Source organism: Paenibacillus sp. FSL K6-1566 (assembly GCF_038050475.1).
GTDB classification, from domain to species: domain Bacteria; phylum Bacillota; class Bacilli; order Paenibacillales; family Paenibacillaceae; genus Paenibacillus_AQ; species Paenibacillus_AQ lactis.
This window is the reverse complement of the sequence record NZ_JBBOSR010000001.1, coordinates 1,394,764-1,407,783: the sequence shown is the minus strand read 5'-3', so window position 1 is coordinate 1,407,783 and position 13,020 is coordinate 1,394,764. Positions and strand designations below refer to the sequence as shown.

11 protein-coding genes are annotated in these 13,020 nt (G+C 55.4%); 2 read left to right on the top strand and 9 right to left on the bottom strand.

The genetic code is table 11. The annotated features are described in order from the left end of the window. The 8 genes from NST08_RS05990 to NST08_RS05955 all read right to left on the bottom strand — a co-directional run bounded on the left by NST08_RS05990 (window position 1) and on the right by NST08_RS05955 (window position 9,738). Window positions 1-993, bottom strand: coding sequence for a carbohydrate ABC transporter permease (locus NST08_RS05990; protein WP_007131509.1), 993 nt, complete (start codon window positions 991-993; stop codon window positions 1-3). A gap of 24 nt (window positions 994-1,017) precedes the next feature. Further along, window positions 1,018-2,292 (bottom strand): ABC transporter substrate-binding protein, encoded by a 1,275-nt coding sequence (locus NST08_RS05985; protein WP_341341589.1) that lies wholly within the window; start codon window positions 2,290-2,292, stop codon window positions 1,018-1,020. A 139-nt stretch (window positions 2,293-2,431) separates the two neighbouring features. Beyond that, complete coding sequence (locus NST08_RS05980) at window positions 2,432-3,607, bottom strand: response regulator (protein ID WP_213616735.1); 1,176 nt, start codon at window positions 3,605-3,607, stop codon at window positions 2,432-2,434. Next, complete coding sequence (locus NST08_RS05975) at window positions 3,567-5,330, bottom strand: cache domain-containing sensor histidine kinase (protein WP_213616737.1); 1,764 nt, start codon at window positions 5,328-5,330, stop codon at window positions 3,567-3,569. The genes NST08_RS05980 and NST08_RS05975 overlap by 41 nt, the downstream gene beginning before the upstream one ends. Window positions 5,331-5,543: 213 nt before the next feature. After that, entirely contained in the window at window positions 5,544-7,250 is a 1,707-nt protein-coding gene (locus tag NST08_RS05970; protein WP_341341588.1) for an amylo-alpha-1,6-glucosidase, read from the bottom strand. Between the two features lie 207 nt (window positions 7,251-7,457). Next, window positions 7,458-8,150 carry a YqeB family protein gene (locus NST08_RS05965; protein ID WP_341341587.1) on the bottom strand — a complete coding sequence of 231 codons (693 nt, stop codon included), beginning with the start codon at window positions 8,148-8,150 and terminating at the stop codon, window positions 7,458-7,460. Then, on the bottom strand, window positions 8,143-8,742 hold the full coding sequence (locus NST08_RS05960) for a TetR/AcrR family transcriptional regulator (protein ID WP_028405789.1): 600 nt from the start codon (window positions 8,740-8,742) through the stop codon (window positions 8,143-8,145). The genes NST08_RS05965 and NST08_RS05960 overlap by 8 nt, the downstream gene beginning before the upstream one ends. A gap of 258 nt (window positions 8,743-9,000) precedes the next feature. Beyond that, window positions 9,001-9,738, bottom strand: coding sequence for a FadR/GntR family transcriptional regulator (locus NST08_RS05955; RefSeq protein ID WP_213616745.1), 738 nt, complete (start codon window positions 9,736-9,738; stop codon window positions 9,001-9,003). Window positions 9,739-9,846: 108 nt separating this feature from the next. On the opposite strand from NST08_RS05955, the gene NST08_RS05950 reads away from it, so the two are divergent. Both NST08_RS05950 and NST08_RS05945 read left to right on the top strand, forming a co-directional pair. Then, a complete protein-coding gene (locus NST08_RS05950; RefSeq protein ID WP_341341586.1) occupies window positions 9,847-11,262 on the top strand; it encodes an FAD-binding oxidoreductase in 1,416 nt (471 codons plus the stop codon). Then, window positions 11,255-12,622: a (Fe-S)-binding protein gene (locus NST08_RS05945; RefSeq protein WP_341341585.1), complete on the top strand. Its 1,368-nt coding sequence runs from the start codon at window positions 11,255-11,257 to the stop codon at window positions 12,620-12,622. The genes NST08_RS05950 and NST08_RS05945 overlap by 8 nt, the downstream gene beginning before the upstream one ends. Window positions 12,623-12,806: 184 nt before the next feature. Here the strand turns inward: NST08_RS05945 and NST08_RS05940 are convergent, their stop codons facing one another. Continuing rightward, on the bottom strand, window positions 12,807-13,004 hold the full coding sequence (locus NST08_RS05940) for a hypothetical protein (protein ID WP_007131499.1): 198 nt from the start codon (window positions 13,002-13,004) through the stop codon (window positions 12,807-12,809). Between the last annotated feature and the right edge of the window lie 16 nt (window positions 13,005-13,020).

The window sequence follows — 13,020 nt, the reverse complement described above, 5'->3', positions numbered from 1 at the left end:
TCAATGCCCCTCTCTGCCGGCAGCCCGGCGTTTGACATGCTTCGGTTTTGCCTTCTTCATCTCGCCCTCATAGAACACCCAAGCCTCCGAGGACTTGAACACAAGGAACGTAAGCGTCAGGACGATCAGGAACATGAACCACGCATTCGCTGCGGAGTAGCCCATCTTGAAGTATTTGAACGCATTCTCGTACATGTACATCGCATAGAAAAAGGTGGATTTCAGCGGCCCCCCGCCCGTTAACAGGAGCGCCAGCGTCAGCTGCTGGAAGGCGGCGATGATGGACGTGATCAGGTTGAACAGCAGCGTCGGCGTAATCATCGGAACGGTCACATTGAAAAACTGTCTGATCTTGCCGGCTCCATCAATGGAAGCCGACTCGTACAAGTCCTTCGGGATGCCTTTGAGCCCCGCGAGAAAAATAAGCATCATCGAGCCCTGGCCCCACAGGCTTGCGATCACCATCGCGACCAGGGACCATTTCGTATCGTTCAGCCAGTCCGGGCCCTCAATGCCGAATACCGACAAGAAGTAATTCAGGATCCCGTAATCCCCGCTGTAAACCCATGACCAGATCATGGCGAGGGCCACGCCGGAAATGACCGACGGCAGGTAGAAGGCGGTTCGGAAGAAGGCGCTGCCTTTTACCTTCTGGTTCAGCAGCATCGCCAGTCCCAAGGCGACGATAATGTTCAGCGGCACGAATAAAGCCGCAAATTTCAACGTAATCATCAGGGATTTCCAGAACAGCGGATCATCCGAGAACATCTCCACGTAATTGTCGAAGCCGACGAAGGTGACTTGACCGACGATCGGCCAGTCAAAAAAGGAAATAACAAGAGAGAACAACAGCGGGCCCAGCGTGAAGACCAAGAAGCCGAATATCCATGGAAAAATGAAGAGGTAGGGCGCTGCCCCACCCCATCGTTTTCGTCCAAGCCGCTTCGGGGCCGCTGTCTGTCGTTGCGGGTTAAGCACATTGATCCGGGCCATAGTAGCGAGCCTTCTTTCTATCGTTTATTTCAAATAGCGTTCGCTGTCCTTCACCGCTTGGTTCAGAGCCTCTTGTGCATCGCTGCCGAACATGACGGACTCCACGGCTGCCGACAGCTGGCGGTTGACTTCGTTCCATTTCGGGTTGAGCAGGAAGGCCGGCGTATTGTCCGAACGCTCCAGCATCGTGTAATACGGCTTGTAGAGCGGATCCTGATCCTTCTTCAGCTCATTGACGACGCTTGCCCGGACCGGAAGGTCAGCCACGCGCATTTTGATCGCCTCATCGGATACATAGAACTTGATGAACTCCCAGGCCAGATCCTTATGCTTGGAGTCCTTCGCAATCGACAGCGCCGATTCGGCAAGAACCCCCTTGACCGGCTTGCCCGGGAAGGCCGGCATCTCGACGGTGCCCACATCGATTCCGGCTTCCCTGAACGATTCGAGCGGCCATATTCCGCTCTCCCACATCGCGATCTTTCCGGCCTTGAAGATGTCCTCCCCGCTCTGCTGTCCCTTGCCACCGGCAAGCACGGCGGTACCGTTCTTCAGCATATCACCCAGCATCTGAATGGCTTCAGCCGTCTCTTTGCTGTTCATATAGCCTTCAATCGTCGTGCCGTCCTCCGATATGAATGAACCTCCGTTGCTCCATACCAGGCCTTGCAGGTCATACGTGTCGTTCTCCGCGCGTACGCCGAAGCCGTACTGCTTCTTGGACGGGTCCGTCAGCCTCTTGGCAATGTCCTGAAAGTCAGTCCAGGTCCATCCGTCGTTCGGATATGCGATTCCCGCCTCATCGAACAGCTTCTTGTTGTAATACACGACCCGCGTCGTGAAGCCGGCCGGGATTCCGTACAGCTTATCCCCGATCTTGCCGTAGTTGAACAAGCCCTGGTAAAAATCATCAATGTTCAAATCCTTGTCCTTGGACGCGTAATCGTCCAGCGGCTCCAGCGACTGATGATACGTCGGGAAATCCCACATATACATCACGTCCGGCGGGTTTGCAGCGCCGAAGCCGGCTGCCAGCTTTTGATCGAACCCGTCTGCATAGGCCTCTACCTGGACCTTCGTGCCGGGATGCGATTCCTCGAATTTTTTGGCGATATCCTGTTCAATCTTCAGCGCATCGCCGGTATCCCAAGTTGCGAACCGAAGCGTTGTAGTCCCGGCTTGCGAGCCATTGTCCGGCTCCTGCGCCGTACCGGTGCCTCCGCCGCCGCATCCGGCCAGCATGGATGCCGTTAACGCCATCACGGATACGATAACCATCCATGACCTTCTTTTCATCATGTCGATTCCCCCTAAAGAGTTGAGGTAATATGAATTAAACCGCTTTCATCATAACCCGATGAAGAGCGGTCCAAAACGTGCGCTGATTCGCAGTTTATCGTGTTTTTGTTCGAAATGGTCATTCTCGGTGTTCGTTTGTTTACGATGATTCCCCTTTTTGTTCGGTACGGTATTGGCTTGGCGTCTTCCCGGTGCAGCGCTTGAACCATTTGCTGAAATATTTGCTGTCCCCAAGACCTGTCCGCTCGGCGATTTCCTGCATGGTTAAGGAGGTTTCGCGCAGCAATCCGTAAGCGAGACGAAGCTTGCGCTTATATTGGAAAGCGATGAAGCTGTCGCCAACCGTTTTTTTGAACAAAATCGAAAAATGGCTGCGGCTTAATCCCACCTTCTGGGCCAGCTCCGCCGCCGACCATTCGGCCGACGGAAACGCATGCAGCAGATGAACGGCTTGCAGAATCGGTTCGGGCCAATGCTCCGCGCTAAGTCCGTACACCCGCTCCAATTCGGCTTCCTTATGCAGCGATTGAAAGGCATCCTGTACATCCTCCAGGTCCTCAAGGCCTCGCCGCGAATCCCACGTCAGCTTGCCGCACCGGCTCTTCATCTCGATCAGCAGGCTCTCTATACCGTCCTTTAGCCCATCCGGAACGACCCAATAACAGCTGTCCGACCCGTAGCGAATCCGTTTGCCGCTGTGCAGTCTCGGCTCATCGGCTTCATGCTCCTGAAGAAGGCTCTCCCATGAGCTGCCACAGCCGGCGGACTTAACCAGGTAAAGCGCGGCAGGCTGTCCTTTCATGCGCCAACTGCCGCTCCAAAGCTTCCGCAGCACCTCCAGGAATTTGTCGTTATGCCCATTAAGCCAAGCATACAGATGCGTGGACAGCTGATCGTCCTGATCCTGCAAGGATACTGCCGTCTCAGACAGCTCCCGCTGAAATTTGCCCAGCAGGGCCTCGAGCTCTTCATCCTCGAAGGCGGTCTTCAACAAATAGGCCGAGGCTCCGAGCCGCATCCCCTCTTGGGCATATTCGAAGTCCCGATGGCAGCTGAGCAGAATGATTCTGGTCTCCGGCGCTGCTTCCTTGACCCTGCGGGACAACTCGATCCCGTCCATCTCCGGCATGACGATATCCGTGATGACGACCTGGGGACGATGCTCCAGGAAAGCTTCCCAGGCTGCCTGGCCGTTAGGGCTGTCCGCCACAACCTCCATCCCGAAGCGGTCCCAAGCCACCGTTGTGCGGAGTCCCTTGCGCACGATACTCTCGTCATCGGCAATCAGCACCTTGATTTTCTCTGTTTCCAACATCGTCAGACTCCTCCTTTTTCGGCCAGCGTATGGTGATTGTCGTTCCTTCTCCCTTCACGGAATACACCGTGAGCCCGTACAGCGGGCCAAAATGCAGCTTGAATTTTTGATCGGCGTTGCGTACGCCAAGCCCGCCCCGTCCCTTGCGTTTTACTTCAGGCGAGAATAGCCTCGCCAGCTGCTCCTCCTTCATGCCTGCCCCGTTATCCCGGAGCATTAGCACCAGATCGTCGCCGTCCATCCTGATCGACATATCGATCTCTCCTTCGCCGTCCGTGAAGGCGTGGAAGAATATATTTTCAAATAACGGCTGAAGCGTCATCCGCGGAATCAAATACGGAAGCAGTGAATCGTCACATTTCAGGCGATAACGAAATACTTCCCCGTACCGGATTTCCTGGACCTTAAGAAAATGCTCGATCATGCGCAGCTCCCTGCGAAGCGTGACCAGCTCCTGGGAGATATCAAGATTTCCCTCGAGCACCATCGTCAGATGATACAGCATCAGGCGGATGTCCTCGGCGCCCTCGAGCCTGGCTTTCCACTGAATGGAGTTGAGCGTGTTGAACAGCAGATGGGGATTGATCTGATAGTGAAATGCCCGCAGCTCCGCCTCCTTCTTCAGCCGCTCGCTTCTTTCCACTTCGCCGATCAATTCCTGAATCCCCGTAACCATCCGGTTGAAGCTCATATCCAGGCTGCCCAGCTCGTCTCGGCCATCGATCGGCGTGCGGGTGTCCAGCTTGCCGAAGCTGACTTTCTGCATCGAATCCTTCAATGTCCTGATCCTTGAGGTGAAGCGCGAAGAGAACAGGTAGGCGATGCCGAAAGCGAGCAGGCAGGACAAGATGGCAACCGTCATCGTGTTCGCCCGGATGATGCCTGAGGATCGATAGAAGGCTTTCGCCGGAATCCGGGCCTCGAGCGTCCATTGATTGACGGCGAGCGTCCGTGACCAGGTTACATCGCTGTCTTTGGGCGAGTAGGCGGCATCCGTCTCGTAGATGACCGTACCGTCCGGCGAGCTGATCTGCAGATGGGCATGGGTATCCTCCTCGAATTGCCGGAACATCTGCAGCAGCTCTTCCGCATACTCTTCGATGAGAATGATGCTGCCGTCCTGGGACTTGTCCGGATGGTGAATCGGAACCGCCAGGCCGATGACGCTTCGGTTGCCGCTGTCGCTGCTCTTGATGAAATGATCCTGCGGATAAAAGCCGAGCCAATAGGTTCCGGCATACGCCTTCGGCTTCGACCGCCATAAGGGGATACGGTCAAGCTTGGCGACATCCAGGTTGTTCTCCCCGTAGTAATAACCCGAGGTCGTAATAATGTAGATGCCGGCCGTCAGCTGCGTCCGAAGGGATTTCAGCAAGGATTCAAAATCATTCTTCTCCAAAATGTCGCGGTAGGTGGTGGGTGCCTGGTTTCCAATCCCCATGCGGCTCGGATCCAGCAGATAGGAATAAATCGTTTCGGCCGTCTGCTTCATCCGGCTCAGGGTTGAGCTGGTTTGCTGCTCCAGCTGGGCGACGGCATTATCTCCGTATTTCCCGAATTGGGAGTTGATGATCCGGGCCGACTGGTAGTAGGACAGCGCGCCAAGCGAAAACAGAGGGATCAGGGTTACGATTAAAAACCAGGAGAGCAGCTTGGTTCGGATGCTACGATAGGCGCCGGCGAACATGCGGCCGGCTACCTTTTTGGTCCGCTGAAAGCTCATGATAATCTCCCCGCTGTCTTTTCGTCTTTTTTTCAAAAACAAGCTTTAAGCCTGAAGGCATTCACAGCCCCGGCGGCATTGATACCGCTTTCATTATAAACCTCAACCTATGGCTTGTAATTAGGCGCCAACTGGAAAACACAGGGGAAACGGAAAAAGCACCTCCCCCCAAGGCAAAAAAATGCCCGGGAAGAAGTGTTTCTCTAAGGTCGGTTAATGCGTGTATTCATGTCCGAGTATCAAAAATACGCTGGAGGTCCAGGTAAAAGCCCGGTCTCTAAGCCCCGCTCCGGTCAGGGCGTCAAAGTTCTCAGCCATGCCGCTGCTGCTAAGCATCCGGCAGAACCGCTGCGCCACCTCCATGGCCAGCTCTCGGTCACCGGCTGCCGCAACGCCTTCGACGAGCAGCATCGTCGAGGGAGCCCAGATCGGCCCGCGCCAGTATCCGTCCGGCTTATAATAGCGGCTGCTGACGCTCTCTGTGGCCCAGCCGTTCCAGGTCAGGAATCGGGTCTCATCCCGAAGTCCCGCAAGCAGCGCGGCACGGATATGCTCCGGCAGCCGCTTGCCCAGCAGGATCGGGACGAACAGCAGCAGGCTGTCGCCTTCCGACACCTCATGCGTGCCTGAACGGCAGGCCGTGAACCTTCCATCCCTCCAAAAATGACAGAGCATGCGCTCAAGCGTATCGTCCGCTTTCTGCTTCCATGCGGCAGCTTCCTCCGGCAACCCGAGAAGGCCGGCGATTTCGGCCAGCACCTCCATCTGAATAATCAGATAGGACGAGAGGTCGGGGCTTTCCACAGGGATCCCGTTATTGAACGCCGTGCTGTTATCCCAGCCCGAATCGTTGCCGTGGTTGTACTGGGGAATGCCGTCGCCGTCATGATCCCGGTACGTGAACCACCACTGCGTCCATTTGGAGAGCGGTCCGTACACCTCGCGCAGCTGCTCCTCTTGTATGAAATCGGTGCGCCGCATCATCCAAGACAGCGTCCAGCCGTGAATCGGCGGCTTGTTGCAGTTCCAGAGCTCGTATTTATCATTCACGAAGTCCGGAATCAGCCCGCTCTCATCCTGCCGGTCGAAAAAGATCATAAACTGGTCCCACGCCAGCTTCGGGTTATGCCGCACCAAGGCCATTGCATTAAAGCAGTTGTCCCAGCTCCAAATGTTGGTCATCCAGTTCTTTGACATATACATCGCCGGGCGGGTCAGGCAGCCTTCGGCGGGAACCAGGCAGGACCAAGTGATATAGGCGGCGAGCTCTCTGGCCTCCTGCCAATGCTCCTGAACGGTTAAGGTGCGGTTTAACCAGCTGCCGTAATCCTCCTGAACGAGCCGCACCGCCTCGTCGAAGCTCTCCCATTCGGAGCGCGGCGTCATTACCGTCATGAACTCTTCCACGGCAAATTCCGCCGTGTCGGTCTCCTCATCCGCTGAAAATACGGCGGTTACCCGCGAGCTCTTGATCTCATCCCATGCAACCTCCATGCTCATGCGTCCCGCAAGCCTTGTCAGCATAAAGCGGCAGCCATGGGTAAAGCTGTTCACTTCCCAGCGGTCCGGATCCGTCTCATAAGCATAATCATATGCGGCGGGAAAAAAGGTGAGGCGTATGCCGCATCCTTTCGACCGGAACCTGACGGTCCGGGAGTCGGATATGCAAATATCTGCGTGGCCAGCCCAATGCGTGGTCTCCAGCCTGAGTTTTTCGGGTGATGCAATAGGGTCAAAAGAAACCGGCTCGTTGTTCCGGTCCAGCAGCTCAATCAGAAAGGCCTCGCCAAACTTGTCGTCTCCTCCGCGGACTGTACGCAGGTAAAGCCCCTTTCTCCGCTCCTTAGCCTCGGGCAGGAGGGAGATCGCCAAGAAGGACTCTCTTCGGCTGAAAGGCACGATATTCAGATCAAAATTCATAAGACATCTCCTTCGAGTGAGGTATCGCTTTCGAGGTATCGCTTTCATTGTAAAGCTTCTCTTTGAAGGAAAGGACCGCCGGATGTCTTATCTCAAGAGGGAAAATTGTTTGCGAGAGCGGTGTAGGGTGTCTTTTTGTCAGATGGAAGGGGTTCATTTGTTTGAGAGTGGAGGAGCAGGTTGCTGCCATTACGGTCGCTACAGTCGTTAAAGCCGCGATCCATGCAGACGCCAGTACTGCCGCTTTCCTTCGTCACGGACCGTTACCCCGAGCTTTGAGAGCTCCCGACGCAGATCGTCTGCATCATCCTTGTCATCGTCCCGCAGTGCCTTCTCCCTCGCCTCGAACAGGGCGTTCATGGCTGCGGTCAATTCCGGGGAATTTGCGACCCACCTGCGGTATTCATCCGCATACGGATCTCCTTCCCGCCACGGGTAGCCGTGCCTTAGAAACTCCTCCGTGAACAGCCGTGCTTTCCCTTCAATCTTCTGTCTATACAGCTCCTGACCCTGCTGACCGACAAGGACGAGCTCCTTGCCATCCAGGAAGGCGGCGAATATGTCTTCTCTTGCGTAACTAGCCTCTGCACCATTCACGGATAGCTGCAGTTCCCGGTCGGATATTCGTACATGGAGGCTCTCACGTATGGCCGCATGGGAAAGCCACATGCCCGCAAGGAGCCCGAGCAGTGCCGTAATCAGCGCAACCCACGGTCCATGCAGCGAAGCAACCAGCTCCAGCGGCCCCTGGAATGGCACCCATGGCAGGCTGGACGCCCATTCCGCGATGACAGGAAGGAACCAGCCGACCACGCCCCCAAGCACCGGCGGAATCGCCCATATCAGCATTTTATCCACTGTCGATAATCCAAGCTCCGTCCATTCCGTTCGTTTATCCAATACGATCCTCCCCTTTCCGGAAGACGCTGTTGACGGCTTCCTTCCATAACTCCTGATACGGCAGCTTCATGCCCATCATCATGTAGCTGGTGATATTGTCAATGAGAAGTGCCAGCAAATGGGCCTTAACCGTCACGTTCTCGGGTTCGATTACGCCTAACTCGGCTCCCCGCTGCATGACCTTCTCGAATCCGTCCAGAAATTCCCGCTGCATGGCGATGACTCGCTCGCCATAGTGTCCGTTTCGGCCGGCAGTCAGCATGAATTCGTTCAACAATCGGAAGACCGGGGCAAAATGCTCCTCATCCTCTGGAAACATACGCAGCCCGCCCTCGTACAGCTTCAAGGCGAAATTCTCCGCAGTCAACTCTGAAACCGAGAAGTAATGGTCGAAATGGTAGTCACTGAACATGTATTCGAAGACCCGCTCGATGAGTTCATCCTTTGAAGCAAAATGATAATAAATCGAAGGCTTCGTCATGCCTACCGCCGCTGCGATCATTGCAAGGCTGGTCTTCTCGATACCGTGCTGCGCAAATAAGTGCAGGGCCGCTTCAATCAACTGCTGTGAAGTCATATCACGTTTCTTCATTGGTTGCTCACCTCTTTTTTAACTATCGTTAGGTAAAATAATAGCGTGCAACTCTCCGTTAAGTCAATATTTTTTAACGATAGGTAGAAAAACAGAATGCAATAAACCGGACCGCACAATAAAATGAAATAAGCCAGTGCCAAGCGGCACTGACCCGAAGTAAAGTGTAAGGCTCATCCTTAAGTCGATTGCAGGTTACCTTGGGTACAAGGGCAGCAAAAAAATCGAGTTCTTCCCCCTCCCTCAGCCATGTACGCGTTAATCCGGCAGTCTGCCGCTTTCCGACTCCAGCCCTGATCGAAGCACCTGCTCCACCTTGGTCAGATGTGCTGCGATTCTCGCACCGGCCTGCTCCTGATCCTGCCGCTCAATCGCATCAAATATTATTTGATGCTCCGTCAATAACCGGGCGGCGGTTGATTGTTCCTTGTAGAACCACAGCTCCCTGGACTTCTGAATGGTGTCCGTTAAACGGTCAGATAGCGACTCCATCAGCTGAATCAGCAGCGAGTTGCCGGACGCTGCCGCAATCGCCATATGAAAGGCGACATCCGCGCGCTCGCCTTCCCCCGTATCGTTCACCTTCAGCCCATGCTCCATCTGCGAAAGGGCCTCGCGCATTCGGTCAAGATCCTGCTCCGTCCTTCGTTCCGCAGCCAAAGAGGCGGTACCGGACTCCAGCACCTTGCGGACTTCAAGCAGTTCAATAAGGGACTCGGCCCCTTGGAACAATAAGTCGGCGCCGCTTCGGGGCTCGCTCGGAAGAACCGTCTTCACATACGTTCCGCCTCCCTGACGCACATCGACCCATCCCATGGCCTTGAGGGCGCTGACCGCCTCACGGATCGTGGATCTTCCTACGCCATATGCGGCCGCTAATTCAACGACGGAGGGGAGCTTCTGGCCCGGCTTGAGATGCCCCTCCCGGATCTGCTGAAGCAGATGCTCCCCCACAATTTCATGCCCCTTCTGGTTCTCCACTTTGATCGTTCGCATGGTCCGTTTGCCTCCTGCTCATTTTTTGTACTATTCATTACTATAATCATGTCATATAATAAAACAAAAGTCATCAGATGACCTGATCGATTAGGAGGGAACTCGTTTATGTTAGACCCGTCTCTCGCCGCACAGCTTCGCTCCATCGTTGGCGATGCCCACTTCCGGGATGATCAAGAGGCGCTTATCGCGCATTCCTATGACGGCACTCCGATGCTGCAGGCTTTGCCTGACGCTGTAATCTATCCTGCCAACACGGAGCAGGTTTCCGCCATTATGAAGGCGTTATCAGCCTATAAAGTCCCGCTCGTGTCCAGAGGCTCAGGCTCCAATCTCTGCGGAGGAACCGTTCCGATTCAAGGCGGCGTCGTCATGGTGATGCACCGGATGAACCGAATTCTGGAGCTGGATCTGGAAAATTTGACGGCCACCGTTCAGCCCGGGATCATTACGGCCGACTTCATTCAACATATTGAATCCTTGGGCTTGTTCTATCCCCCGGACCCAAGCAGCATGCGCATCTCGACGATCGGCGGCAATATCGCCGAATGCTCGGGCGGTCTGCGCGGTTTGAAATACGGCACGACGAAGGATTATGTGATCGGGCTCGAGGCCGTGCTCGCCAGCGGCGAAATCATTCGTACCGGCGGAAAGCTGATGAAGGATGTAGCGGGATATGATTTGACCAAGCTGCTGGTCGGCTCGGAAGGCACGCTTGCGATTATTACCGAAGCGACCTTGAAGCTGATTCCCCCGCCGAAGAGCAAAATGACGATGCTCGCCATGTACCGCGATCTATACGGAGCGGCCCGGACGGTTTCCGCCATTATCGAATCCAAGATTATTCCGGCGACGCTGGAATTCATGGATAATCCGACGATCCGCGTCGTCGATGATTTTGCCAAGCTTGGCCTTCCGCTGGACATGGAGGCGATCCTGTTGATCGAGCAGGACGGTGACCCCGAGACTGTAACCAGGGACATTGAGCAGATCCGCCAAATTTGCATGCGCGAGCAAGCCGACAGCATTCTGGTGGCTGCCACCCGGGAAGAGGCGGAGCGGCTGTTGACAGCGCGAAGAAGCGCCTTTACGGCGCTGGCGCGGCTTCGTCCGACCACGATTCTGGAGGACGCGACTGTTCCCCGGTCCAAAATCGCCGATATGGTCCGCCGGATCAATGACATTTCAGCCAAGTATAATGTGACGATTGCCACCTTCGGCCATGCCGGCGACGGCAACCTGCATCCTACGGCAACGACCGATGCCCGGGATGCGGAGGAAATTCACCGGGTGGAGCAAGCCTTTGAAGAGATTTTCGCGGCGGCCCTTGAGCTTGGCGGCACCATTACCGGCGAGCACGGCGTGGGCATGGTGAAGGCACCATTCCTTGAGTGGAAGATCGGCGCTTCCGGCGTCTCGCTCATGAAAGGGATCAAGCAGGTATTCGATCCCGATAATTTGTTGAATCCAGGCAAGGTGTTTGCCAAAGAATCACGAAAAAGGGTGGTAATTCATCATGACTAGCCAAGCGAATATCGGGAAAAAGCCCCAGATCAACCATACCAATCCCCTGGCCCGTACCTTGCTCGAAAAGCTCGATTACGATCAATTGACCAACTGCATGCGCTGCGGGTTTTGCCTCCCGGCCTGCCCTACATTCAGGGAAACGGGCGTAGAGCCCGAATCTCCCCGCGGGCGCATTGCCTTAATGAAGGCCGTGGCCGACGGGCTGATGGAGCCGGATGATCGCTTCCGCGATCAGATGAACCATTGCCTGGGCTGCCGAGCCTGCGAGCCGGTATGTCCGGCAGATGTGAAATACGGTCAGCTCATTGAGCAGGCCCGAGACGCCATTGAGGATCATCCGGTGCATTCCATTCCTGTGAAGGGAATGCGCAAGCTGTTCTTCAAGGGCGTCTTCCCGCACCGCAAACGTCTGAAGACGCTGGGAAGAACGCTGAAATTTTACCAAAAATCCGGCTTGCAGCGCGTGGCGAGAGGAACCGGCGTCATGCGTTTCTTCCCCAAGCATCTGCGGGACATGGAGCGGATTCTGCCGGACGCCACCGCCGATGGCGTCGTCGAACAGCTGGGAACGGTGTATCCGGCTAAAGGCACTCCGATCGCTCGCGTCGCTTTATTCAGAGGCTGCATCATGGATGTCATGTTCGCCGGCACCAACGTCAATACCGTGAAGCTGCTGTCGGAGGCAGGCTTCGAGGTGGTTATACCGCCGGAGCAGGTTTGCTGCGGCGCACTCCATGCCCACAGCGGCGAGCTGGAGCTGGCAAGAGATATGGCGAGGATCAACGTGAGGGTGTTCAAGGAGCTGGATGTGGATTATATCGTATCCAATGCCGGCGGCTGCGGTGCCCTGTTGGTGGAGTATGACCATCTGCTTCATGAGGATGAGACTTGGAAGGAACAAGCCGCCTGGTTCGCCAGCCGGGTCGTGGACATCAGCAAGCTGCTCGTGGAGCATGGCAGACTGCCTGCATTCAGCGAATCCGCGACGTCCACCGAGCCTGTCGTTGTGACCTATCAGGACTCCTGCCATTTGCGGAATGTGATGCGCAGCGGGGCGGCACCAAGGCAGCTCATAAGCCAGGTGCCCAACGTCAGCTTCCAAGAGATGAGGGAAGCGGACCGCTGCTGCGGCTCGGCAGGCATATACAATGTGACGCAGCCGGAAATGGCGGGTCAAATCCTGGAGCATAAGATGGAGAACGTCAACGCCACCGGAGCCAGATACCTGCTGACCAGCAATCCGGGTTGTCTGCTGCAGATGAAGCTGGGCGTGGAACAGCACGGCTGCAGCGAAACGATGGAAGTCAAGCATGTGGTTGATTTTCTGTATGAGCGAATGAATGAACGCAACGCTTGATTCTGCATGACTGAGGTTCCGCATGACTGGCCTGAATTCCGCATGATTTGGCTTGATTGGGCTTGTCTCGGGTTGATTCGGGCTGAGCAGGTTGCGCGGGTTGAGCGAGTTGACTTGCCCCATTAAAAATCGCCGGGCCACTTTCTTGGCACCGGCGATCTATACAATGGATCACATATTGAAATTACAGCAATCGTCTTCCCATCATCATGATGGTATCCAGCAAAGCCTTCCATTTGCCTGCAGTCTTCGCGCCGCCTGCGACAGCACCTGCAGCTTCATTACGGGTGGCTTTCGTTTGTTGAGCCAACCTGCATCGTTCGAGTTCCTGGCGGAGATCGTTCACATGCTGGTTGGCAATATCTTCATTATTGATATTCATTTTACCTTCCTCTTTT

What these genes read in the sequence shown, in the direction of transcription:
- NST08_RS05970 (WP_341341588.1), bottom strand. Translation starts at nt 7,250, where the DNA reads ATGAATTTTGATCTGAATATCGTGCCTTTCAGCCGAAGAGAGTCCTTC.
- NST08_RS05985 (WP_341341589.1), bottom strand. Translation starts at nt 2,292, where the DNA reads ATGATGAAAAGAAGGTCATGGATGGTTATCGTATCCGTGATGGCGTTA.
- NST08_RS05955 (WP_213616745.1), bottom strand. Translation starts at nt 9,738, where the DNA reads ATGCGAACGATCAAAGTGGAGAACCAGAAGGGGCATGAAATTGTGGGG.
- NST08_RS05945 (WP_341341585.1), top strand. Translation starts at nt 11,255, where the DNA reads ATGACTAGCCAAGCGAATATCGGGAAAAAGCCCCAGATCAACCATACC.
- NST08_RS05950 (WP_341341586.1), top strand. Translation starts at nt 9,847, where the DNA reads ATGTTAGACCCGTCTCTCGCCGCACAGCTTCGCTCCATCGTTGGCGAT.
- NST08_RS05980 (WP_213616735.1), bottom strand. Translation starts at nt 3,607, where the DNA reads ATGTTGGAAACAGAGAAAATCAAGGTGCTGATTGCCGATGACGAGAGT.
- NST08_RS05975 (WP_213616737.1), bottom strand. Translation starts at nt 5,330, where the DNA reads ATGAGCTTTCAGCGGACCAAAAAGGTAGCCGGCCGCATGTTCGCCGGC.
- NST08_RS05960 (WP_028405789.1), bottom strand. Translation starts at nt 8,742, where the DNA reads ATGAAGAAACGTGATATGACTTCACAGCAGTTGATTGAAGCGGCCCTG.
- NST08_RS05990 (WP_007131509.1), bottom strand. Translation starts at nt 993, where the DNA reads ATGGCCCGGATCAATGTGCTTAACCCGCAACGACAGACAGCGGCCCCG.
- NST08_RS05940 (WP_007131499.1), bottom strand. Translation starts at nt 13,004, where the DNA reads ATGAATATCAATAATGAAGATATTGCCAACCAGCATGTGAACGATCTC.